The sequence below is a fragment of the Tumidithrix elongata BACA0141 genome (assembly GCF_036349135.1).
In the GTDB taxonomy this organism is placed as follows: domain Bacteria; phylum Cyanobacteriota; class Cyanobacteriia; order Pseudanabaenales; family Pseudanabaenaceae; genus Tumidithrix; species Tumidithrix elongata.
This window is the reverse complement of sequence record NZ_JAZBJZ010000082.1, coordinates 1-23,338: the sequence shown is the minus strand read 5'-3', so window position 1 is coordinate 23,338 and position 23,338 is coordinate 1. Positions and strand designations below refer to the sequence as shown.

Genomic DNA, 23,338 nt, shown 5'->3' with positions numbered 1-23,338 from the left:
GAGGAATGTAGGGTCTTTATTCGCCATTATAAAAGATGTCAAATCGGTTCTATATGATGATGGGAGGGAAACTCATGCGCTGTATTGGAATCGTCAGAGCAAAAGCTCAGATAGGGCTACGGAATTTAGTCCACAATATGAGCCGATTTGTATTTTGGGAGACAAAACGCGCTATGGCTTAATTTTAGAGGATTCGTGTGACTACAGGTGGATAATTGCCACCTAAAATCAGGGAAACAGGCTGTTTAATCAGTATTTCCCTATTCTTCTCTCTTTTTATTTTCGTTTTTCGTCTCTGACTGATTTTTAGAGGTGCCCTCAACTCATTTAGGATTGCTCTAGGGTGCTCAAACTCTCTAGGGTGCTGAAACAAAAAGCCCAGCTTTGTCAGGAGTTCCTGTAAATACAAAGAACTGTTCGTCAATGGGGGCTGAGAGGGTTTGCCCATCAAAACGATGTCTGCCAACTGCCATATTTCCTGTTTCCGTGAATTGGAAATCAACTTCGGAAAAATGGTTTTCTTTAAAGATTTGACGAACCCGTTCTGAGCAATTTGCACCATCGCGATCGCCTCGCGTCCAAAGTACAAAAGCACCTGTTTTGGCGAAGTAGGGAAGGTTGCGAATTAGACCTTGGAGAACTTCTTCATTGGGTAAGTTTCCAAATACCCCGCAGAAAATCACGATATCCGCAGGAACAGCACCCTTATAGGAATCTATCAGGGTCGCATCGCCTTGGATTAACTCAACTTTGCCAGTCAACCCTAATTGGGCGATCGCTTTGGTTCCTCTCGCGACAAGTTGCGGATCGAGTTCTACAAGTCGCGCTCGTACATCTTGGGCACGGGGATGAGTGGCCAATACGCCCAACAAATCGCGTCCATCGCCAGCACAGGCACTGACAATTTGAATCTTGCCTGCGGGAGCGATATCTAAACTAGCAGAAATATATTTCTGCACAATTTGCAACCGCTGTTGTAACAAGTTTTCGCTTTGGTAAAGCTTGTGCCATTCAAACCAGTCCTTAGGCATACCATAAACTCCTGAATAAACTTTATAAACTTCTAAATTGTTGAGAGAGGCTTACGAGCTAAGCTGCTATTTTTTCGGCTCTATTGAGCGAAGACATTTCGTGCTTAATCGATCGCGAAATCAGGGGTAACTGTCGATAGAACCAAGCCGAGGCGCTGATACAGATAATGCCACTGACTATCATCGTATTGGGTGCGCCGAGCCAATGGGCTAGAGTTCCTGCAAACAAATTGCAGATAGGCAGCATTCCAATTAAAGAAAGGGAATAGAAGCTCATGACTCTGCCACGTTTGCTATCTTCGACAATGGTTTGAATTACCGTATTGCTACATGAAATATGCAATGTTGAAATACCTCCCATAATGACGAGTAAAAATAAGGAAACCCAAAGAATACTGGAAAAGGCATAGGCGATCGCTGCCACACCAATCATCCCTGGGCAGAGTGCGATCAGTCGCTCCAAACCCACAACTTTGCTGCGTTGGCTGAGATAAATAGAAGAAAGCACAGCCCCAAAGGCAGGTGCGGCGCTCAACCAGCCCAAGATTTTCTCTCCACCCTGTAGAACTTCAGCAGCGAAGATCGGCAATAGCACCACATGGGCAAAACCGAAGATACCCTGCAACGCCAACAGCAAAATAATCGCCTTCACGGGCAGAAAGTCTGCAACATAATTAAATCCTTCCTTCAGGCGATTCCAAGTACTAATTCTTTGCGAAATTTGCATCGGTTTGCTAGCAGGAAGTGTCATCACTGCCAATGCCAAAATTGCGGCAACGTAGCTGATGGTGTCATACAGAAAGCAGAATTTAACGCCAACTGTGGCGAGCAACAGTCCACCGAGAGCAGGCCCCATTAAGCGCGAACAAGCCAGCATCGTAGAATTAATTGCGATCGCATTGCTTAGATCGACGCGATCTTCTACCATTTCCACCACAAAGGCATGGCGCACGGGCATATCCAATCCCTTGAGAACCCCACCTAAAATGCTCAGAATCAGCAACGACCAAAACTCCGCTATATTTAAGAACGTAATTAAGGTCAAGGTGGCAGAAACGCTAATTCCTAGGATTTGTACTAACTTGAGTAAATCCTTGCGATCCCAGCGATCGCTAAGCACGCCAGAAAAGGGAATCAAAATTAGGGATGGTAGAAATCCCAAAAAGCCAGACAAACCCAACAACCAAGCAGACTTCGTCAAGTCATAAATCAGCCAAGGAATTGCCATCTGGGTCATGAAGGTTCCCGATAACGAGAACACTTGCCCGATAATATAGAGCCGAAAATTTCGCGATCTAAAGGCGGGAAATCCTTTATAAAGGCTTTCCACAAAGCGATTCCTTATTCTTTTGCTGAATTGACTTGTCCGATCGCGCGATCGCCTTGGGTTTTCCATGTCCATTGATTTCTACTTCCCTATTGTGCCGATTGCGATGGAACTGACGGGTGACTTTGTAAGCCTACCTGAACCCATTGCGCGATCGCGGGTAAGAACTTCACAAACAAAAGCGAACCGACAATGCAAACCATTCCTCCTATTGCCAGCGTGTTTTGCGCTCCGATCGCATGGGCAGAACTGCCAAGGATCAGATTTCCAAAGGGAGACATGCCCATAAAACACATGGTATAGAAGCTCATCACCCGACCGCGTTTGGATTCTTCGACGCCATGTTGAATTACGGTATTGCTGGCAGCAACCTGAAGTGTAGAACTAAAACCAACCAATGTCAGCGCCGCTACAGATAGCCAAAACATATGGGAGTAGGAAAAAATAATCATGGCAACACCGAGGCTAGCGGGGCAGAAAGCGATTAATTTATGCAGTCCCTGAATCCCTTTTCGGAAACTGAGATAGAGACAGGCAAATACTGCGCCCAGTGCCGAGGCTGCGGTTAAGAATCCCATCGTGGCAGCATCCCCTTGAAATACTTCTACAGAAAAAATCGGTAGCAGGGTGGCATAGGACATGTTTAGTAGACTTGCCAAAGCGAGCAATAGCAAAAGAGTACGGATGGGTAAAACTGCGTAGGCATACTTAAAACCCTCCTTGAGGTTGTGCCAAGGATGCTTCCCATGCGATTCGACCTTGCGTGGGGCAATCTGCATGGCAAACAGAGCTACCAACACAGCAATATAGCTAACGCTGTCATAGAGAAAACAGAAGCCTGCCCCAACTTTAGCGATCGCAATGCCTCCCATCGCTGGACCTAAAAGCCTTGCCGTATTCAGAAACGCATAGTTGAGCGAAATCGCGCTATTCATTTCTTCTCGGTTGACAATATCCGTCACAAAAGCATGGCGAATCGGTACATCTAAACCCTTTAAAACTCCTGACAGAGTTCCTAAAGACAACAACACCCAAAAATTAGCCCATCCTAAAAAACTAACGATCATCAGGGCAATCGAGATAGAAATCCCCAAGACCTGCAACAAAATCATCAGGTGCTTGCGATTGTAGCGATCGGCAAGGATACCTGAAACGGGAGCCAATAAAAATACGGGCAACTGTCCTAAAAATCCAGAGATGCCTAACAAGAGCGCTGAATCCGTAGCTTTATAAATCAGCCAAAGAATCGCCACTTGGGTCATGAAGCTACCCGTCATCGACAAACTCTGTCCAGCGAAATAGAGCCGATAATTACGCGATCTAAAGGCTGGAAGATCCATACTAGGCTTAAACCAGCGTATTAATGTTTTAGCCATTCTGATATTAGACAGAGGTTAGGTTGTAGGTGGAGTCCCTTTTGCAAGACTAATTATTAGATAATCTAAATATAAGAAGGCATTGTCTGATATAGACATAGATTTAGTCAAGTTCGTTGGGTTACAAATATTTGAAAATTTGGTGATGCCAACGATTCTTGCGTTATTTTCATGTCACCAACATTTGCTCAAAAGCATTCCTGCCTTAGCAAGATGTATCGCGATCGCCTATTTGGTCAAGACAAATTGGGCTTCAATGCTCCTTGGTGACAGCAGGTGCTGCAAGGCTATCGGCTATTTGTCTTGTCATCTGTCGTTTTTAGATAAGTGTTGTTCTAGCAAGACTAAGCGATCGTTCCCCCAAAACATTTCTGTTCCCACAAAAAAAGTAGGCACACCAAACGCTCCCCGCTGAAATGCCTCTTGAGTAATCTGTTCGAGTTGGAACTGTAGAGATGGCGATCGCAGGGTTTCATAAAAATCTATTTCAGAAATCCCAAGGCTGACTCCAAACTGGGCAAGCATCTCGCGATCGATGGCTCTTCCCTCGGCAAATATTGCGTTAAACAGAAGTTGACTATAATTTTTTAGTAGCCCAAACTGAGCGGCGGCTAAAGTTGCAAGGGCAAGATCTTTAGGAGCGATCGCCCTCAATTGAGGCTCGTGAAAGGGAATGCCATAATAATCTGCCCATCGCTCGGCATCGCGCTGACGATAGACCCAATCGTATTGTCCTGAAACAGGTCGATCTACAAATGGGTTGCGTTGCCAACGTTCGATTAATGCTCCGCTAAAAAGTGGTTTCCAAACGAACTGACAATCAAGCGATGCCTCAATGCGCGGAATCTGTGAGGCAGCAAGATATGAATAGCGACTCCCTAACCCATAGTAAAAATCGACTGAAATCGTCATAAATTGGGGATCGGATTCAGTTTGGCATTATACCCCAGGTGTTTGTCCGCCATCAACCTGAATTTCAGTGCCTGTAATAGAAGCTGCGAGATCGGATACTAGGAATAGCGCAAGATTGGCAATATCCTCAGGTTGGGCAATTCTACCTAAAGGAATTGACTTAATCGCTTGGGCTTTATATTCCTCAACAGAAACATTGGCAAGTTTAGCGTGCTGTTCCGCAAGATCCCTAGCTCTATCGGTATCTGTTAAGCCGGGAGAAATCGCATTGATGCGAATATTATGCAGAGCCAGCTCCTTAGAAATACCGCGAGTGAAGTTGAGCAATGCCGCATTCGTCGTGCCACCGGGTAGAAAATTGGGACGGGCAGTACGTCCAGCGCCACCAATGATATTGACAATGCGCCCATCTCTGCGCTTAATCTGGTCGGGAATTACAGCCCTGACAAGGCGGATATATCCCAGTAGTTTGAGATTCCATGCATCCAAAAAGACATCATCGCTAATATCTAGCAAATTACCCGCTTTCGCAGAACCTGCATTATTAATCAAGATATCGATCTGCCCAAAGGTTCCTAAAGTGGTCGAAACCACTTTATCGACGCTTTCAGCTTGTGTCAGATCGGCAGCGATCGCAATTACTTTATTCCCTGAACTAGAAAGGGTGCGAATCTCATTCACCGCTTTTTCCAACTTTTTAGGATTGCGGGCAGCGATCGCGACATTAACGCCTTCTTTATACAAGCCTTTGGCTGTTGCCAAACCAATTCCCGCACTACCGCCTGTGACGATCGCAGTTTTCCCCGTTAAATGCAGTTCCAAACTCATATACTTACCCTCCTACAAGATTTTCTCAACCCCTACATCAATTGACAGTTACTCCATGCCAGTTCCTTCTCTGAATGGGGAGAAGGAACTGGTAGATCGGGGTAAAATTACTTACTGACAGGAGATGGTTCGCCTAAGACCTTGGTAAATCGCTCTAGATAAAACTCAGTGGAATTCGCAACAGCTTTCACAGAGTCGCGATCGCGTAATGTAGCCCACCATTTTTGAATGCGAGGAGTTTCAGCGGGAAGTTCAAATTTACGGAAATGCTCCAAAACAGGAAGACGCTCAAACCAAGGATAGAAGCTAATGTCAACCAGACTTAAGTGCTCGCCTAAGAAATATGCACCGTCACCAGATAGCTTGCCAAACCCTTCTTGCTCAATGTAAAGCAGCGACTCGATAAATTCCCTGCGTCCTTGCTCTTGCTCTTCTACAGTCTTGCCGCGCAATAGCTTTACAAATGCAGGGATAAAACGGGTATTGGCATAGTCAATCCAAATTCTGGCGATCGCTTTTGCCCCGGGGTCGCGAGGCAAAAGTGTTGGTTCTGGGAATACTTCCTCAAGATATTCGTTGATGATTGCAGACTCGTAAAGTTCAAAGCCATTATGGACAATGGCAGGAACTTTGCCATAGCGAGAAACCTTTAGAAAATCAGCAGATTTGTTTTGAAAATCAATATCAGTGGAAGTAAATTCAATTCCCTTTTCTAACAAAACCACGCGAGTCCGTTGAGCAAATGTCGAAGCTTTAGCAAAGTAAAGATGCAAGGCAGTCATAGCAGAATCCTTAAATACGTATTAGATTGCGTAAATACTACGGTTTGTAAGTGGAATTACCGTAGATTTTCAAAAGATTATGACATACCGCCTTTGGGGAAAGATGTCTTCCTGAAAACAAATTCCCCTACGAATACTACAATCGATTCAAGTACTTAAAGCTTAAAGAGCTTCACGCTTTGATGGATCGAAAGATTTTGACAAAATCGGCGATCGCTGTTTGCAGTCTTTGCTCAATTTCTGCTTCGATTTGCAGAGAACCATCCTCTGCCCAAGTTAACTGCTTATCCACAGCATAGACTGTACCGAGAATGTGACGCGCACCTAGTTCAGCCAAGACAGGCTTTAGGGTAAACTCGGTCGCTAATAAATGGGCGATCGTACCTCCTGTGGCAAGGGGGAGAACAACTTTTTGCTCCAGTGCCTTTTGAGGCAACAGATCGAGAAAAGTCTTCAAGACACCTGTATAGGAAGCTTTGTAAATGGGTGTGGCAATCACAACAGCGGCAGCATTTGCCAAAAGTTCTTTCGGCACTTCTAAAGCAGAGCTGTTGTACTGACCAAAGATTAAATCCTCAGCAGGCAAATCGCGAACGGACAAGATATTCGTGGTGATTCCCTCTTTTTGGAGATAGGTATTGACATATTCTAGGAGTCCATAGGTTCTAGAAGGATGGGAAGGGCTACCACTAATTAAGAGAATGCTAGACATGATGAGTAGATATTGAAGGTTAAGTTTTGACTTTGGGATCTGGCTGCGCTAAGCGAAATCGATTAACTTTTGAGTGTTAATCACATATAGATTAATGCGGCGAATTATATACTACACTAAATACTAAGGTTTACCGTATAATTAGCATTAGCTCGGGATAAAAACATCTGAAATGCTATATATCCCAAGGTTCCCACTCTTTTGTAAGGGTGGAGAATTTATCTTCCCTTTCAATCACTGAACGAATGTTCATCAGGAATTACTATGACTGCCAAACCCGCTGAAACTCAATATCAAGTTCACGAACTCATTAGAAATCGTTGGAGTCCCAGAGCTTTTGCCGATCGCCCCGTAGAAAAAGAAACCTTACTCTCTTTGCTAGAGGCAGCTCGATGGTCGCCTTCTTCGTATAACCATCAGCCTTGGAGCTTTATTGTTGCCACCAAAGATAATCCTGCGGAGTATAACCGTCTCCTCAGTGTTTTGGTTGAGTTCAACCAAGGATGGGCAAAATCAGCACCAGTCCTAATTTTGGCTATAGCAAAGCTATTTACCGATGATGGCAAACAAAATCACTATGCTTTCCATGATGTGGGACTCGCTCTAGGCAATCTATCCTTGCAGGCAACTGCCCTCGGACTATCTGTCCATCAAGCCGCAGGATTCGATCGCGACAAAGCCAGAACTGAATACCAGATTCCCGAAGCCTATGCTCCAGCTACAGCCTTGGTGATTGGCTATGAGGGCGATCCGCAAACGCTGCCTGAAGGTTTACGAGAGAAAGAACTCGCTCCCCGAGTTCGCAAGCCTTTGCAAGAATTTGTATTCTCTGGACAGTTTAATCAGGTCTCACCATTGTTGAGCGCTTAGTCGAATACCTCAATCTCCCAGCCCCTTCTCTTGGCAAGAGAAGGGGCTTTTATCCCTGTTGATTTTCTTAACGTGAATTCGGAATAAGGATTGTGGGACAAAATGTTGGGTGTATAAAGGATCGGGGTAGGCACAGAGGCACTGCCCCTACGAATCTGATTGGGGAGAGGGTTCCGAAATTATTGACTGCGTGGCTTATAAGAATTGGGCGCACCCACTGGCACATTTGGGTATTTCTGCAAGCTGGACTTATAATCGGACACAAGTTGGGTAATTGGGTATTGAATCCATGTATTGTAGGGTTCAGATACCTGTCTGGTCTCGCGGGGATCGCGGGAAAGATCGACGAGTTTAGCAACCGTAGAATATCTAGCGATCGGACTATTCTTGGTTTCTTGCCAAGCATAATGCAGCTTCCAGTTATGCCACTTCACCGCCCGTAAATCATCAGCAACAAAGACCACAAACCCTTCACGCCCAGATTGCGAACTTTTACCCAAAAAGAAATCCGCCATGTTTATGCCATCCACAGCACGGTCATGGGGAACTTTTGCCCCTGCAAAGGAAGCTAGCGTCGGGAAAATATCAACCACATGGACGATCTGATTATTCACCTTGCCTGCGGGAATCTTGTCTGGCCAACGGATGATAAATGGAACTCGCAAACCTCCTTCCATTGCCGTGAAATAAGTCCCCGCCCAAGGGCCACTCCAACCGCTATATTGTCCATCGCCAACGGCGCTATCTTCCACGCCATTATCGGCAGTAAAAATTACGATCGTGTTCTTCTCAATGCCTAGTTTGGCGATCGCTTCTACAAGCTGACCGACATAACGATCGGTCTGCACGAGCATATCGGCATAGTCGCCATGACCGCTCTTGCCTTCAAAGTCAGGATGGGGCAGGGTGGGATAATGCATCGCCGTGAAAGGCACATAGGCAAAGAAGGGTTTACCCGCTTCATGGTTGCGCGTCATAAAGGCGATCGCGCGTTGGGTTAGTTCTGCATCGATGAGCCGACGCTCGTTCAGGTCATAGATTTTTTGTTTTTGGGGCTGACTACCTTTATGGCTTTCAAAAATCCAAGGTTTGTTGGAATCAGCGACATTGACATCCCCAGCGATCGAATAGCGGCTGATGGTCTCTGGTGTCAGCCAAACTGACTCATCGGTACTATTCGGAATGCCATACCACTCATCGAAACCTTGATCCGTCGGCCAGCGTCCGACGCTACGTCCAAGATGCCATTTACCGAAAGCACCCGTTGCGTAACCTGCATCAGACAGAGATTCCGCAAGGGTGACTTCCCAAGGTATTAGCCCATAGAGTGGCGTCCCCATGGGAATGCTCTGAGTGCCGCTACGGATGGCATGTCGGCCGGTCAGCAATGCCGAACGGCTAGGCGTGCATTGTGGCTCTGTATTCGCATTGAGCAGTCGCGTACCTTCTTCCGCTAGGCGATCGATATGAGGTGAGGGAGCGCCACGCAGGGAACCACCACCATATACACCCCAGTCCCCCCACCCCGTATTATCGGTGAGAATGAGCAGGATATTCGGTTTTGGCTGTGGTTCTTCTTGGGCATAGGCGGGGGGACACAGCAATAGCAATAGCGATACGATCGCCGCCGCGATCGCCATATACAGTTTCATGTCTTTTTATTTCCGATTCTTTCTGATTCTATTTTTAACGTGATGTGTGACCAAAAGATCTTGTTGATAGTGCGATCGCTGGTTGCTCAATAGGCTGAATCATGATCGGAATGCAAGGATAAAAATCTTAGATAATCACCTTCTCGGACAGCAACGGCTCGACATTTTTGAGTAATTCTCAAACTATAGAGTTTTTCACCATTTTTTCCTTGCTTAGAACGAATCAATTCCCATTTTACGCCCTGATCTTTATACAATTGTTCCTAGGTTAATTGAGAAACTTTTTTGAGAATTTTTAATACCGCAAGAGCCTCGGATTTCTGCAAAACAAACAAGTCTTGTTGAAAAACAGGATTATTTAGATCGAGTAAAATTCTACTCAATTATTCAGTAATTGAGCTTCCAATGAGTCTAGATTCGATAACTGAGAGGGATGATCATGATTCCATTGTAAAGCCTTATCCAGTTTTTCCGAGAAAGAGTCTTCATGTACCCAACTTTCAGAAGGGAATGATTGCTTCAATAGAAGATTATAAAACGCTTCCCATTCCTTACCCCATTGCTCTAAATTAATGACAACGGCAGTCTTCTCTCCTTGGTCATCTATGATATATTCAATGCCTTTCATAGGAAAAAATAGCAGTAATTTCAGTAAATTATATCATTTACCTTATTGCTTAGGTTTCCAAATATATTCGACGTTGGGTTGACCGTTAAAGGCATTAACTGATAACTTGCCAGCAGTAAAGCCATTACGTTCATAAAAAGCTCTGGCTCTAGTATTTTCCCTAAGTGTATAGAGCCTTAATCCTTGAGGATGCAGTGATTTTGCGTGGCCGAGCAATTTTGCACCGATGCCATGACTTTGATAGCGACGATCGACAAATAACTGATCGATAAAGCTTTTTCTTTTAAAAATAACCATAAATCCCGCAATTTCACCTTCAATTTCGGCTGTCCAAATACTGCCCAGCGGTATTAACTCATCCAAAAAGCGTCTCTTCCATTCGGTAGATAGATGCGGATGTTGTAAATGGGGAAAGGTTTCATGCCAAGTATTGTACCAAAGCTGCACGATCGCTTCTAGATCCTCAGATTGGTAAGGACGAATGAGAAGTTGGTGAGTTAGATTTTCCTGTATGCCCATATTTCAAAAACTGATTCTGTTAACCAGCGAGTTTGGTCGTAGTTTTGAGCAATGCGATCGTAGTAGTTAAATTTCGCCATTGTTGTTGAGTGATGAGGGCTAATTCTACAGCCAAGCTCGTTGATATTGAACAGGATAGTTGAAGTCCTTGACACCCAATTTGTTGGCGGCTCTGGCAGCCCAGTAAGGATCGCGGAGGAATTCTCGTCCTATTAATACAACATCTGCTTGACCTGTGCGAATAATATGATCGGCTTGTTCGGGAGAAGTGATTAAGCCAACAGCGGCAGTGTGAATTCCTGTTTCGCGACGAATGCGATCGCTGAATGTGGTTTGATAACCTGCCCCAAGCTGAATCTTTGCACCAAGAAGAATCCCGCCTGAAGAAGCATCGATCGCATCGATACCCAATGCCTTTAGTTTATGGGCTAGCGCCACGCTTTGGTCGATATCCCAGCCATTCTCAATCCAATCAGTCGCCGAAATTCTTACCCATACGGGCAAGCGATCGGGAACGACGGCACGAACTTCGCTAGCAATTTCTAGCAATAAACGAATGCGATTCTCAAAGCTGCCACCATAGGCATCTTGGCGCTGATTGCTCAAAGGCGAGAGAAACTCATGGAGTAAATAACCATGTGCTGCATGGATCTCAATTACTTGAAAGCCAGCTTCTACAGAGCGTTTCGCACTGTTAAAAAAAGCAGTTTTGACTCTTTGAATGCCTGCCAAATCTAGCTCTAAGGGAACGGGACTATTGTCTTGATTAAAGGCGATCGCGCTGGGAGCAAAAACGGGTCGCCATCCGCCTCGGGCTTCATCGACGGGTTTCCCACCTTCCCAAGGTACAGAATTACTTGCCTTGCGACCTGCATGGGCGATTTGGATGCCCGCGATCGTACCTGCTTGGCGAATTTGGTTTGTAATTTTAGTAAGCGGCTCGATATGTCGATCTGACCAGATTCCTAAATCGCTGGGAGAAATTCTGCCCTCAGGTTCCACGGCTGCGGCTTCGGTAAATACCAAACCTGCCCCACCCACAGCCCGACTGACCAAATGGGTGAGATGCCAGTCCGTAGCAAAACCGTCAGTACTGGAATATTGGCACATGGGAGAAACACCAATGCGATTGCGAAAGGTAATTCCACGCTGTTGGAATGGTTCAAATAGATGGGTCATGATTAGTTCCAAATTAAGTTTAATTATTTCGGCTTTGACAAGAGTTCTAGTTCTCAATTTTTGACTCAAACCTTAGCCTGAGTAAGAAATCTCTAGGAGATGCTTTTCTGCACCTTCATCTAACACCCAACGAATCGTTGTAAAGAATCTTGGATAATTATCTTTCCTATTATCAAAATATTCTGATGCTACTTGCTTGTCGAGTAAAGTCCGATCGTTTATTCCATCATCGCGAGAGTCTAGTTCTTTGATTATTTCATCAATTACAGCCAACCTTCGTGATTTTAAGCGATCGACATTGAGTCCTAGTTTGTGAATCGTGAATTGAGCGTATTCAATAGGGATACCCGATCGTTCACAGCCAGATTCATCGGGTAAGATTTCACCATCTGCACTGCTAAAACGGAATAACCGCTGTGTTGGCAATTGAAGGGGATTTAAAAGACGCCCATCAGGGATAAAATTATCTTTGGCTTTCCCGCAACAGGGTGAGCTATGGGGTAATTGAGCGTTTGGCAAACTATCATCTTCAACGCCTCCTGGGGGAATACAGATAGCCAGCATATTTTGCCAATTTAGGTCATGATTTTCTTCACGGGTCGATTGTTCGCAGGGAAAGAAATGTTCAACGGAAAAAGGTTTTTGATAAATCGACATTTCACAGTAAGCACAAAGCCCTTTTTGATCTGAGATTAAGGTGCTACGAATTGAAGTTAATGTATCTCTACTTTGCTTTAGATTATTCCATCGTCTAAATTGAGTGCTGTAGCGTTTTTTGTAATTTTGTAGTTCCTCTGGTTCTGAAGATTTTAGTACATTTTTCATGCAGTAATTTTCCGCTCCAATCGCCGAATCTGCATATCTGCTCTAGTCATATCTGGGTCAAACTGTTCCCAGTCTCGCAACTTTTCGCGAAGTTGTTTTGCTTCTTCTAAATTACCACGATCGATCGCATTAAAAAGAGCCGTTAATGTCCTTGATTCTTCGGTATCTGGTCGTAAATTTTCCAGCCCTAAAACATAGCGAACAATGTCTGAACTTTTCATACCCTTGGTCGGTGAGGGACATTCTTTGATTTGGTAATCCTCTAGAATTTTGACCTGATGGCGTTCTACGGTGGTGACAATTTCTGGACTATGGGTTGTCGCAATGATTTGGGTATTTGGAAACACTTTGCGTAGGTCTGGAATAATTTTTTGTTGCCAAGTTGGATGTAAGTGCAAATCTAGCTCATCAATCATTAACACAGCTTCTGCTTCTAACGGATTTTCCATTTCTGGATTTGCCTGTGCTAAACGTCTAGAAAAATCCATCACCAGTGCTAGCATGTTACGATAACCCGAGCTTAATTGACTCAGCGACAATTCGATTTTTTCACCTATTTCAGTTTCCCATTCAACCATTAATTTAGTTGAATTTGTCTGTGAAAAATATACACGCGCATTCGGAGCAACAATAATAGAAATCGCCTTTCGTACTTGCTTCAGTTCGGGAAGTTCAAAATTAACATCTCCTCTCTTTTTTCCTTCTTTTAGTTCTTGAAATTCTCTTGCAAAAAACCAGTTAGTGAATTCTGCAAAATTTGCTGTCGCATCAAGACTGTTTTTTAAGGCATCAAATATGTCAAATTCTCGATTAAAAAAATCATTAACATCAGAAATATCTTTTAAGTTGCGATTACCCCTGTAATAAGCAACAATAGGAAAACAATTAATATTCGATGAAGCTTGTAAGTAACGATTGATGTCCCTACGAATTGATGATTTATCTATCCGATCAAGTCTTAAATCTATATTGTTATTATCAGTTGATCTCTTAAAATATTGCACCGAATAGCTAATTGACATATCTGAATTTACATGTCCAAGTTCGATTCTGTTTATGTTAATAGAGCTATTACCTTCTTGCTTAACTTGTAAATCTCTTTGAAAAAGATATGTCTCTTCTATATCTTTAGATCTCGATCTTACATCTACTATATCTTGGAACTCATATAAATATGGAGATATAGCCGCAGCGATCGCATCTAATACAGCACTTTTGCCAGAGCCATTGTTGCCAACAAATATATTTACATCTGGATTTAAGTTGACTATCAGATCGTCAAAACATCGAAAGTTTTTAACGGTAACTTGTTGAATATGCATTGCGTAATGTTTGTATTTTATATTTACAAAATGAACAAATAGATTAATTCATTTTTATCAGGTTATATCTTAAGGATTTACAAATTATTCATAGAAGTAAGGAAATAATTCTGCCTCAAGAATATAGCGGGTAGCTTGTCGGAAGAGAGCTTGACAAGTACCAGTTGCCAGTTCGCGATGGTTAGGAATAGTTAGGGTTTCTTTACCAATTGGAGTAATCCGACGGAGCTTAATATGACTACCTCTCTGACTATGAACTTCAAAGCCAAATTTCTTAAAGATAGCGACCGCATCCGCACCAGAGAGGCGTTTAAGCTTTGACATATTCAGGTTGTAGTTCAAAGGTGACAAAAATTGATGGGTTAGGAACTAAACCAAAGTCTTCGGGATTTTCATCTTCTAGGTGTAATCCAACAGCCTCTATAAGATTTTCGACTACTTCATCTAGGGTATTGCCCTGTGTTACTACTGAGATTTCTAAGCATTCGGCAACATAGCCACCTTCTAAGTTTGACCGAATAAATGACTTAATATTTTGTTGAAGTTTAATGTGGCTTTTCATTTACTTATGTCTCTTAATTGAGTATTGGTTTTCGAGTCTTAACCCAACAGGATCGCTGGCTTTACTCCTCAATGCTATACCCAATCATAAACAGAGGCAAATCAATTCATGCGAATTAATTGTTAAAGCGATCGCCCAGATAATGGCAGAATGACAGATAATTACTGAGATTTTCCTATAAGCTACAGATTAGATGCGAGAAGAGTTTAGCGATCCTTACTTAGCTGAGATCCTTGATGAGTATAATGATACTGAAGTAACTGAACTCCTAAAATATCTTGATGAATGGGATGCAGGAACCTATAGTAGTGTAGCCCAAAGCATTTTAGATCATGCGAAAAGAAAAGGCTTTACTGTCCTGAGATATCTTCGCAAAGCTCATAATTTCAGCAAAAAAGGTTCTATGAGAGTCCCGCGCTCAGGTTATCGACAGGATGGATCGGCTATTTACCGCAAAGGTACAGAGTTTTTAATTGTGCGGCTTGACCAATACGGGCTTGAAAAAATAGTGACCTATGGTATTAATGAGGAATAAATAAATGGTAAAAATTCAAAACCAATTAACAGTTTATCAAGACTATATTTCTCAACTTCTAGAGCAGTTATCGATTAACTATCAAAATACAAAGCTAGAAAGACAACTGATTTTTAAAAAAGATTTCAGTAATTATGACGAAGATTTTATGCCTTTAGAAGAACTTGAATTACTGACAGTAAATATCCGAGGATATGCCTGTCAAATCGAAGACAAAGGAACTGTAAACAATTACAAACAAGCGATCGCTGAATTGAAAACGTTAAGTGTATTTAATAATCATACGATTGTTCAACTTTATAATGAAGCGAGATCGCACTATCCACAAATTCAGTCATATATTTCCATGTTGGACTATCTGAGGTTATTGGTATTGGAATATTTACAGATTCAACAAAATTTCCAACCAATTTCTGCTTAGAGACGAAAAGATTATAAAAATATTACTCACTCTATCCAATTTGGCGTAATGGTTCCAGATTGACTTCTAGCTTCTCCCCTAGCCACAGCGCACGATCGGTATGATCGGCGATCGCATTGCCTGTATTGGGATGTACCAAAACCGCTAAACCTTGGCGATTTAGCAATAACCAAGGCACAATGCGATCGAATTGATCGTTGGCAAAGGCAACCTGATACATCGATCGCGTATGGGGCCCAACCAACCGATCGTGCCAACGTCCTAGCTGCACCTCAAAGCGATCGCCTAGACCTTGACGTACCTGCTCAGCAGCAACGCGGGTTTCAGGATGGTAATAGACATGGGCATGGTAGCTAGTAATTACGGAAGTCTCTTCTGTCATAGAATTTCTTTAGAGAACTGAGCGTTTTGAGAATGAGAATACTTTGAAATGAATGATGGCTGCAAGCCCAATTAGAGATATAGCCACAGTACAAACACCCTGCCATTGCCACAGGCTCCAACCAACAGCACCGAGAAAAGAACCAAGCGCACCGCCAGTATAGTTTGTGACCATATAGACTGTATTCAAACGGCTTTCAGCATTGGGGACAAGGCTGTAAATGCGAATTTGGTTGAGAATGAAAGATGAATGCATTCCTAAGAATAGGAAGAGAACGCCAAGAATTAATCCCGATAGATAGGTTCCTGCGATCGCTAAAATTGCGAAGGAAGCTAAGGCAAGCGCGATCGCATAACTGAGAATTTTTCTAGGGGTATATTCGTCGGCAAGTCTGCCAATCAAAGGGGTAACTAGAGCGCCAACAATTCCCACTAAGCCAAATAAACCCGCAACCTTGCCATCGTAGTGATAGGCTGATTCCAAAAAGAAAATCATGGTTGACCAAAAGGCATTGAAGGAAGCGAAGATAAGTGCGATATTTAGGGATGCTTCTCGTAATATCGGTTGTTCGCGAATCAGTTGCAAAATGCTTCCCATTAATTTGGCATAGGACAATTTGGAGGCAGGAGGGATAATAGGTAGTTTGCCCCGCACGGTAATTGCTAAAGTCACAATCAATCCAGCGGATAGCCAGTAGATCGATCGCCAACCAAAGGTTTCGCCGATAAAGCCACTGATGGTACGGGCAAATACGAGACTGACGGATAGTCCACTCATCAAGAATCCCAAGGTTTTACCGCGTTCCAGCGGGCTAGACATTTGTGCGACCATCGGAATAATTAATTGCGCGACAATGCTAAGACATCCGAGGGCAAGGCTTGCTACGGTGAGTGTGGTTAGGTTTGGTGAAATTGCGACACCCACGATCGCGAAAACTAGCAAGCTCAAAACCGTGACGATTAATTTACGCCGTTCGAGGCGATCGCCTAGGGGAACGAGTAACAATAAGCCGATAGAATAGCCGACTTGAGTAACCGCAGGAACAATGCCAATCTGGTGTTCGGATACTTGGAGATTTCGTCCGATTTGCGCTAATAAGGGCTGATTGTAGTAAACATTAGAAATGGCCAAGCCACTCACAATCGATAACAGCAAAATTAGGTTTCTATCGGTAGTGAAATTCTCTGTGGGTTCGGAAACCTGTGATGCAATTTCCTCAGGAGACTCGATAGGATGGGATTGGGACATTGAATCAGATGAATAATTGGGATTTGCGTACTTGTCATCATGCTCTAGTTCTTCTTCTGGCACAAAGTCTATCAGCGATCGCGATGTATCGTGCAACGACCAGAGATCGTCTAAACCAGTGCGTTCAAAGTTTCTAAAGCTCATGATATGACCATCCACTTTATACAGAATCTAATAAAACAGATGACGTAGGGGCAATTCATGAATTGCCCCTACGTTTCAAAAAACTATTCTTGCCTTGCGATCGCTATGCAGACACCAATTCTTTTTTGGTCAAAAATTGGTTTGTTGGACGAGGTAAGCCGAGATTTTCGCGGAGAGTTTTTCCTTCATACTCGGTGCGGAACAGACCGCGCTCTTGCAAGATGGGAATTACCAAATCCACAAACTCATCTAATCCACCGGGCAAATAGGGAGGCATGATATTAAAGCCATCAGCAGCGTCATTAATAAACCATTCCTCAAGGCGATCGGCGATCTGTTTAGGAGTACCGACAATTTGATAATGTCCTCTCGCTCCTGCAATCCATTGATAGAGTTGGCGAATGGTTAGATTTTCGCGCCGTGCCAATCTGATCAGCAAGTCCTGACGGCTTTGATGCAACTCTGTTTCAGGCAAATCAGGCAAAGGACCATCAAGGGGGTATGCCGACACATCAACATTTCCCAGCATACTGCTTAGCAAAGCCAAACCAACTTTAGGATCGATGCCATCCTGTAGCTTTTGGAACTTCTCCTGCGCTTCCTCCTCAGTGCGACCAATCACAGGAAATATCCCTGGCATGATTTTAATATGATCGGGATTGCGACCGATTTTTGCCGCCCGTTCCTTCACATCGGCATAGAAAGCCTTAGCATCCGCAAGGGTTTGGTGAGCTGTGAAAATGACTTCCGCAGTTTCCGCCGCCAAGTTTTTGCCATCTTCTGACGAACCCGCCTGTACAATTACGGGATAGCCTTGAATCGGACGCGCCACATTCAGGGGTCCTCGCACGGAGAAGTATTCCCCTTTATGATTGGGAACATGGAACTTATCTGGGTCAAAAAAGATACCCGATTCCTTATCGCGAATGAACGCATCATCTTCCCAACTGTCCCACAGCCCTTTGACTACATCCACAAATTCGCGGGCGCGTTGATAGCGGGGAGCATGGTCAGGATGCTTGTCCAGATTGAAGTTTTTCGCTTCACTATCGGTAGCCGATGTCACTAAATTCCAGCCAGCCCGACCGCCACTCAGGTAATCTAGAGAGGCGAATTTACGAGCGAGATGATAGGGTTCGTTATAGGTAGTGGAAACGGTGGCGATCAAGCCAATATGTTCGGTAACGACAGATAATGCCGAAAGTAGAGTGATTGGCTCAAAATGCGCGACATGCCCCGCACGACTGATAATGTCCTTGTCTTGACCGCGATCGCGTACGGACACACCATCAGCGAAGAAAATCGTATCAAATTTACCCCGTTCGGCGGTTTGTACGATTTTACGGAAGTGGTTAAAATCTAAACCGCCCTCAGCGTTAGCATCGGGATAGCGCCAAGAAGCAACATGATGTCCCGAACTCATCAGGAATGCACCAAGTCTAAGTTTACGTTTTTCACTCATATGTTTTGGGTATGTTTTGTTTAGAAGTTGAGAAGTAGGGGCAATTCATGAATTGCCCCCACTGTTTGTAAATGCAATCCCTTAGAAAGCGAGCGGGTCAAGATTTACGATGCTGCCACCAAAGCAGGTGTAAAAGCCGAAGAATCCCCCTTGACAGCTTCGCTAGTCTTTCCATCAATGCCTACGGGTAGATCGCCTGCGATCGTTACGCGTTGGACACGGCGGGGTTGCGTACCGTAATCCGCGATCGCGTAGTGCTGCGTAGCACGGTTATCCCAGAAAGCTACATCGCCTTCTTTCCATTTCCAGCGCACTGTATTTTCTAAACGAGTGACATAGGACTGCAGCAAGCGAATGATGTCATTAGATTCTGTTTGAGAGAGTCCCTTAATCTGACGTACAAAGCCACCAATAAATAGACCCTGCTCGCCTGATTCAGGATGCACGCGCACTACAGGATGTAGCGTTTCATAAACCGTGGAAGTAAAAATCTTGCGATATTCTTTCTGTTGCTCAGAAATTTCCACCGCAGCTTCGGCATAGTCATACTTATTGCTATGCACTGCCCAGAGCGTATCGGCAAGATTGCGTAAACGGTCGGGTAAATCTTGATAAGCTGTAACGGAATTTGCCCAAACTGTGTCACCACCAACGGGAGGAATGGTTACAGCGTGTAATACGGAACCTAGAGGTGGGCGATCCACAAAGGTGACATCGGTATGCCAAGTATTCGCACGACTTTCGGTTCGGCTGTAATCGAGATCATTGACTAATAGATTGGCTCTGTCAGCATCGAGGGGTGCTGGATTGCCAACGGGGTCAATGCCAAAGCGACGGCGCAATAGTAAATTATTGGTGGTGTGATCGGAAGCGGAGCGCTGGTATGCAGGACGCTGGGCGATCGCCTCGAACCAAGCGTTGATTCTAGGGAATCGAGGATTCCCTTTAATATGATAGCCACGGTAAACGGGTAGATTGGCAGCTAAGCGATCGAGGTGAGGACTGTAGAGAATATCAACAATGCTAAACTCCGAAAGAAAGAAGGGACTGGAATATTTACCAAGATCGGCTTCTAGGGCATCTAGTTGCGCTTCAAATTTCGCTCTTAAGTCCTCTAACTCCTGCGGATCTTCAGGAGCTTTCCGCAGTAACTGATAGGCAAGATCGCGAAACCCATTAGTTTCTGATTCTTCAACCCATCGATCGGCTATGGCTCTTTCTTGGGGATCGCTGGGTAGTAGGGGAACCTCTGGATAGCGCTCCTCTAGGGCTAAGAGAATATCTTTCGATTCATAAACGAGTTTCCCTTCGATTTTGGCGGCTGGGACAAGGGTTGTCGGTACGAGGTCGGTGTACCATTTGGGCTTATTACTCAGATCGATAAATTCGGTTTCAAAGGGAATGCCTTTTTCTTCGAGAGCAAACCAAACGCGCTCGCAGAAAGGACACCATGAATTTGTGTCGCGATAGAGCAATACGGGGGCTGGGGTGTTGGGTGGTAGTTTATTCCAACTACTAGGGATTGGCTGTGTAGAAGGATGTTGTCCTACCCTGCGAATACGTCTTGCAGGCGTATACTTGCGGGCTGCTTCCAGCAGATCTTCCCAACTTGGTAAGGCAGTCGTTAATGGAGAGATAGTGCTTGCAGTTGACATAGTGATTGGCTCCCTTTGATGGGTAGGGTTAATAACCTACAGACTTATCCACCACATTTCGCAGGGGTTGACCTGTGCGATAGCGGTTTAAGTTATCGAGAAACAGATTGATGATACGTTCGATACTGCGGGGTGACGAAGCTGAGGTATGCGGCGTGATAAACACGTTGGGCAAAGACCACAAAGGACTCTCGGGGGGTAAAGGCTCGGTATGGAAGGTGTCGAGCGCTGCACCAGCAATTCTTTCTTCTTTGAGTGCGGCGATCAAAGCCTCCTCATCCACGATCGCACCTCTAGCAATATTGATCAAATAGGCATCGGGACGCATGGCTTTAAGTGCTGCCTCATCAATTAGATTATGGGTCGCAGGGGTGAGCGGTGTTGCAATGACTACATAATCCGCCTCAGGCAAGAGCGATCGCCATTCATCCTTACCAACCACCAGATCGAAATCCTCTAGCGATTGGGGATTGCTGCGAGATCCCAATACCCTCAGCCCAAAAGCTTTTGCCCGTTTTGCGATCGCCTGTCCGATCTTTCCTGCCCCGATAATCAGAATTGTCTTGCCATAAATCTCATGAAGCTGCAGCTCAATTCCGCGTTTCCAAGTGCGATTTTCCCTTAAATCCAGTAGAGTATTGAGCTTTTTAGCATGAAAGAGGATATAGGTCAAAACAAACTCAGAGATCGGAATAGCGGAGTTCCCCGCACCATTGGTGAGAATGATATCCCGTTCTAAATAAGTCGGTGTAAGAATGTGATTGACGCCTGCACTAGGGGTTTGATGCCAGCGAATTTTGGGTGCAGTATCTAATACGTGATGCAAGACAGGTGGCTTGAGATAGAACCAATTGAAATAAACCTCAGCATCGTGCGGATCTCCTTCAATCTTGCCAGTGGAGTCTACCCAAGCCTTTTCCAAATCGGGATAGCGATCGCTTGCTAACTGTGGTTCTAATTGAGGGGCAAATTCTGTGGGGAGTAACAGTTTCATAGCTTTAGAATGATGATAGGCAATATCAATTGCTGTTCGTCTTATTCCTTATGTAAATTTTCCTCAAACAGCTCTAAAACATGCGTCCAAGCATCAGCCGCTGATTCGGGATGGTAGCTGCCTCGCTTATCGCAAAAGAATCCATGTCCTGCTTTGGGATAGCGAAATACTTTATGAGGAATGTTCGCTTCTTGCAGCGCCGCTTCCACTTTGGTGACGTCCGTTAGCGGAATCCCTGCATCTTCTTCGCCAAAAAAAGCATAGATCGGGGCTTTGATATCTGCCGTGCGGGTAATCGTCGGTTCGCCACCGCCGGGAGTAGAGTTGGGAATGCCCCCACCGTAGAATGAAGCGGTGGCTTTAATTTCTGGCAATGTCGCCGTTAGGTAAACCACATGACCGCCAAAGCAGAAACCAATACTGCCGATCGCATCGCCTTTCACATTCGACAATGCTTTGAGATAGGCGATCGTTGCTTGAATATCGCTCAAGATTTCATCAGCCTTCGTTTTATCCTTATGCCCTCTACCCACTTGAATATCTTCAGGAGCATAGAGAGATTCAAAATTGGGAGCCGTGCGCTGAAATAATGCTGGAGCGATCGCTACATAGCCCTCTCTTGCCAGTCGCTCGGTAACCTCGCGGATGTGAATATTCACACCAAAAATTTCCTGTACCACAATCACCGCAGAGAAAATACCTGTGCGATCGGGTTCGGCAAAATAGGCATCGATTTGCAAGTCTCCGTTGGGAACCTTGACCCAAGCAGTACGAATTGTGGAATTGGTTTGATTTTGATCGAGGGTTATGCAAGTCATTGTTTGATGAAATGTTTTATTAAATATTTGGGTTCGGATTCCTTTGCGGGATTTGGTGTCGCCTATTGTAACGGGAATCACTATGCGCCTTGCAGTACTTCAGGTGGCGTAATCGCAGCGTAAATTTCGGCAGATAATAGTGCGTCCTGAATGTTGATTTTTTTGGGAATCACACCCTCGGTAAAGAACAGATCGGCAACTCGTTGTTGCTCTTTAATCAGTTCTGGCGTAATTCCTCTCCTTCCTGCAAAGGTACGACGCGATACCACTCTTTCTGCCACGCTGGGTTTGAGTTTTTGTTCCTTAACTAAAATCTCAGCAACTTCAGCACGATGGGTTTCTGACCATTTATCAAGGGCATCTAGTTCTTCGATCGCAATTTTTAGCAGCCCTAAGTTTTCTTGAGCAAAGGATTGACTAGCTACATAATAAGCACCGGGTGAATCTAAGCCAACGGAGTCCTTGATTACGCGAATGCGCCCGAGATCCTCTGCGATCGCATAGTGAGGATCGTTAGATACCCAAACAGGGATTTTCCCTTCGATAAAAGCTCCTCTTGTTTCTACCGTGGGAGCGCTTCTTACCTTAATATCCTTAATCGTTAAGCCTACTTCCTGTAAAGCCCTGACGATAAAGTAATGGGAGGCAGAACCTTTTTGAAAGTAAACTTCTTGCCCCTTAATATCCTCAACTTTTTGGATGCTTGACTCAGGTGGAACGGCAATAATGCTACTTTTTCCTGTTAGTGGAGTTGTTTTTGTACCAACCACATAGACAATGTTTCCTCCAGCGGCTTGGGCAAAGATTGGTGGTGTCTCGCCAACTGCTCCTAGGTCGATCTTACCGACATTCATTGCTTCCATTAGCTGAGAGCCCTGTGCAAATTGCGCCCATTCCACTTTAATCCCTAAGGGTTCCAAACGCTTTTCCAGAACTTTTCTGGCTCTTACCAGATCGCCCGATTGCTGATATCCCATCCGCAAAACCTTAGTTTTAATGCCAAGTTCGTTCGGAGTACTCTTAGGAGTCTTCGAGGAACTACTGCTAGCTGTCGAGGAATTGGTGGCACTGGTTGAGGTTTGATCTCCACAACTTCCTAATGGGCATCTCTAAAAATACAAACAAGAGTAGGAAGGGATTTGAGGAAAATGAGG

The 23,338-nt window shown here is 44.5% G+C and carries 26 protein-coding genes and 1 pseudogene; 4 read left to right on the top strand and 23 right to left on the bottom strand.

Features of this window, described 5'->3' with window-relative positions; genetic code table 11:
• Nucleotides 1-226 (top strand): hypothetical protein (locus V2H45_RS17690; RefSeq protein WP_330484991.1); only part of this gene is annotated, 226 nt, incomplete at its 5' end.
• Between the two features lie 130 nt (nucleotides 227-356).
• On the opposite strand, the gene V2H45_RS17685 is transcribed toward V2H45_RS17690, so the two are convergent.
• From V2H45_RS17685 to ssuE, 7 genes are all read right to left on the bottom strand, one after another.
• Nucleotides 357-1,031, bottom strand: coding sequence for a class I SAM-dependent methyltransferase family protein (locus tag V2H45_RS17685; protein ID WP_330484990.1), 675 nt, complete (start codon nucleotides 1,029-1,031; stop codon nucleotides 357-359).
• A gap of 58 nt (nucleotides 1,032-1,089) precedes the next feature.
• On the bottom strand, nucleotides 1,090-2,433 hold the full coding sequence (locus V2H45_RS17680) for an MFS transporter (RefSeq protein ID WP_330484989.1): 1,344 nt from the start codon (nucleotides 2,431-2,433) through the stop codon (nucleotides 1,090-1,092).
• Nucleotides 2,434-2,447: 14 nt separating this feature from the next.
• Nucleotides 2,448-3,734: an MFS transporter gene (locus tag V2H45_RS17675; protein WP_330484988.1), complete on the bottom strand. Its 1,287-nt coding sequence runs from the start codon at nucleotides 3,732-3,734 to the stop codon at nucleotides 2,448-2,450.
• A 306-nt stretch (nucleotides 3,735-4,040) separates the two neighbouring features.
• A complete protein-coding gene (locus tag V2H45_RS17670) occupies nucleotides 4,041-4,646 on the bottom strand; it encodes a 2-hydroxychromene-2-carboxylate isomerase (RefSeq protein ID WP_330484987.1) in 606 nt (201 codons plus the stop codon).
• 27 nt (nucleotides 4,647-4,673) lie between these two features.
• A complete protein-coding gene (locus tag V2H45_RS17665; protein ID WP_330484986.1) occupies nucleotides 4,674-5,474 on the bottom strand; it encodes an SDR family oxidoreductase in 801 nt (266 codons plus the stop codon).
• A gap of 107 nt (nucleotides 5,475-5,581) precedes the next feature.
• Nucleotides 5,582-6,256 (bottom strand): glutathione S-transferase family protein, encoded by a 675-nt coding sequence (locus V2H45_RS17660; RefSeq protein WP_330484985.1) that lies wholly within the window; start codon nucleotides 6,254-6,256, stop codon nucleotides 5,582-5,584.
• Nucleotides 6,257-6,428: 172 nt separating this feature from the next.
• Entirely contained in the window at nucleotides 6,429-6,968 is a 540-nt protein-coding gene (gene ssuE / locus V2H45_RS17655) for an NADPH-dependent FMN reductase (protein WP_330484984.1), read from the bottom strand.
• A gap of 264 nt (nucleotides 6,969-7,232) precedes the next feature.
• Between ssuE and V2H45_RS17650 the strand changes: the two genes are divergently transcribed.
• Complete coding sequence (locus tag V2H45_RS17650) at nucleotides 7,233-7,838, top strand: nitroreductase family protein (RefSeq protein WP_330484983.1); 606 nt, start codon at nucleotides 7,233-7,235, stop codon at nucleotides 7,836-7,838.
• A 179-nt stretch (nucleotides 7,839-8,017) separates the two neighbouring features.
• Here the strand turns inward: V2H45_RS17650 and V2H45_RS17645 are convergent, their stop codons facing one another.
• From V2H45_RS17645 to V2H45_RS17610, 9 genes and pseudogenes are all read right to left on the bottom strand, one after another.
• Nucleotides 8,018-9,490 carry an arylsulfatase gene (locus V2H45_RS17645; protein ID WP_330484982.1) on the bottom strand — a complete coding sequence of 491 codons (1,473 nt, stop codon included), beginning with the start codon at nucleotides 9,488-9,490 and terminating at the stop codon, nucleotides 8,018-8,020.
• An 86-nt stretch (nucleotides 9,491-9,576) separates the two neighbouring features.
• Nucleotides 9,577-9,873: pseudogene (locus tag V2H45_RS25670) on the bottom strand (hypothetical protein).
• Complete coding sequence (locus V2H45_RS17640; protein WP_330484981.1) at nucleotides 9,870-10,118, bottom strand: hypothetical protein; 249 nt, start codon at nucleotides 10,116-10,118, stop codon at nucleotides 9,870-9,872. The pseudogene V2H45_RS25670 and the gene V2H45_RS17640 overlap by 4 nt, the downstream one beginning before the upstream one ends.
• A 42-nt stretch (nucleotides 10,119-10,160) precedes the next feature.
• On the bottom strand, nucleotides 10,161-10,637 hold the full coding sequence (locus tag V2H45_RS17635) for a GNAT family N-acetyltransferase (RefSeq protein WP_330484980.1): 477 nt from the start codon (nucleotides 10,635-10,637) through the stop codon (nucleotides 10,161-10,163).
• A 105-nt stretch (nucleotides 10,638-10,742) separates the two neighbouring features.
• Nucleotides 10,743-11,816, bottom strand: a complete 1,074-nt coding sequence (locus tag V2H45_RS17630; protein ID WP_330484979.1) for an NADH:flavin oxidoreductase/NADH oxidase — start codon at nucleotides 11,814-11,816, stop codon at nucleotides 10,743-10,745.
• Between the two features lie 72 nt (nucleotides 11,817-11,888).
• Nucleotides 11,889-12,641 (bottom strand): retron system putative HNH endonuclease, encoded by a 753-nt coding sequence (locus tag V2H45_RS17625; protein WP_330484978.1) that lies wholly within the window; start codon nucleotides 12,639-12,641, stop codon nucleotides 11,889-11,891.
• Nucleotides 12,638-13,963 (bottom strand): AAA family ATPase, encoded by a 1,326-nt coding sequence (locus V2H45_RS17620; RefSeq protein ID WP_330484977.1) that lies wholly within the window; start codon nucleotides 13,961-13,963, stop codon nucleotides 12,638-12,640. The genes V2H45_RS17625 and V2H45_RS17620 overlap by 4 nt, the downstream gene beginning before the upstream one ends.
• Nucleotides 13,964-14,047: 84 nt before the next feature.
• Nucleotides 14,048-14,287, bottom strand: a complete 240-nt coding sequence (locus V2H45_RS17615) for a type II toxin-antitoxin system HicA family toxin (RefSeq protein WP_330484976.1) — start codon at nucleotides 14,285-14,287, stop codon at nucleotides 14,048-14,050.
• Nucleotides 14,274-14,525, bottom strand: coding sequence for a type II toxin-antitoxin system HicB family antitoxin (locus V2H45_RS17610; protein ID WP_330484975.1), 252 nt, complete (start codon nucleotides 14,523-14,525; stop codon nucleotides 14,274-14,276). The genes V2H45_RS17615 and V2H45_RS17610 overlap by 14 nt, the downstream gene beginning before the upstream one ends.
• A gap of 193 nt (nucleotides 14,526-14,718) precedes the next feature.
• Between V2H45_RS17610 and V2H45_RS17605 the strand changes: the two genes are divergently transcribed.
• Nucleotides 14,719-15,060, top strand: a complete 342-nt coding sequence (locus V2H45_RS17605; protein ID WP_330484974.1) for a hypothetical protein — start codon at nucleotides 14,719-14,721, stop codon at nucleotides 15,058-15,060.
• Nucleotides 15,061-15,064: 4 nt separating this feature from the next.
• Nucleotides 15,065-15,481 (top strand): hypothetical protein, encoded by a 417-nt coding sequence (locus tag V2H45_RS17600; protein WP_330484973.1) that lies wholly within the window; start codon nucleotides 15,065-15,067, stop codon nucleotides 15,479-15,481.
• Nucleotides 15,482-15,512: 31 nt separating this feature from the next.
• Here V2H45_RS17600 and V2H45_RS17595 read toward each other — a convergent pair whose 3' ends face one another.
• The 7 genes from V2H45_RS17595 to V2H45_RS17565 form a co-directional block, all read right to left on the bottom strand.
• Nucleotides 15,513-15,863, bottom strand: a complete 351-nt coding sequence (locus tag V2H45_RS17595) for a DOPA 4,5-dioxygenase family protein (protein WP_330484972.1) — start codon at nucleotides 15,861-15,863, stop codon at nucleotides 15,513-15,515.
• A gap of 9 nt (nucleotides 15,864-15,872) precedes the next feature.
• Complete coding sequence (locus V2H45_RS17590; protein ID WP_330484971.1) at nucleotides 15,873-17,255, bottom strand: MFS transporter; 1,383 nt, start codon at nucleotides 17,253-17,255, stop codon at nucleotides 15,873-15,875.
• Between the two features lie 103 nt (nucleotides 17,256-17,358).
• Nucleotides 17,359-18,717 (bottom strand): LLM class flavin-dependent oxidoreductase, encoded by a 1,359-nt coding sequence (locus V2H45_RS17585; protein WP_330484970.1) that lies wholly within the window; start codon nucleotides 18,715-18,717, stop codon nucleotides 17,359-17,361.
• Nucleotides 18,718-18,821: 104 nt separating this feature from the next.
• Entirely contained in the window at nucleotides 18,822-20,372 is a 1,551-nt protein-coding gene (locus tag V2H45_RS17580) for a TauD/TfdA family dioxygenase (RefSeq protein WP_330484969.1), read from the bottom strand.
• A gap of 28 nt (nucleotides 20,373-20,400) precedes the next feature.
• A complete protein-coding gene (locus V2H45_RS17575; protein WP_330484968.1) occupies nucleotides 20,401-21,366 on the bottom strand; it encodes a D-2-hydroxyacid dehydrogenase in 966 nt (321 codons plus the stop codon).
• 41 nt (nucleotides 21,367-21,407) lie between these two features.
• On the bottom strand, nucleotides 21,408-22,184 hold the full coding sequence (locus V2H45_RS17570; protein ID WP_330484967.1) for a dienelactone hydrolase family protein: 777 nt from the start codon (nucleotides 22,182-22,184) through the stop codon (nucleotides 21,408-21,410).
• 80 nt (nucleotides 22,185-22,264) lie between these two features.
• Nucleotides 22,265-23,161 (bottom strand): aliphatic sulfonate ABC transporter substrate-binding protein, encoded by an 897-nt coding sequence (locus V2H45_RS17565; RefSeq protein ID WP_330484966.1) that lies wholly within the window; start codon nucleotides 23,159-23,161, stop codon nucleotides 22,265-22,267.
• Between the last annotated feature and the right edge of the window lie 177 nt (nucleotides 23,162-23,338).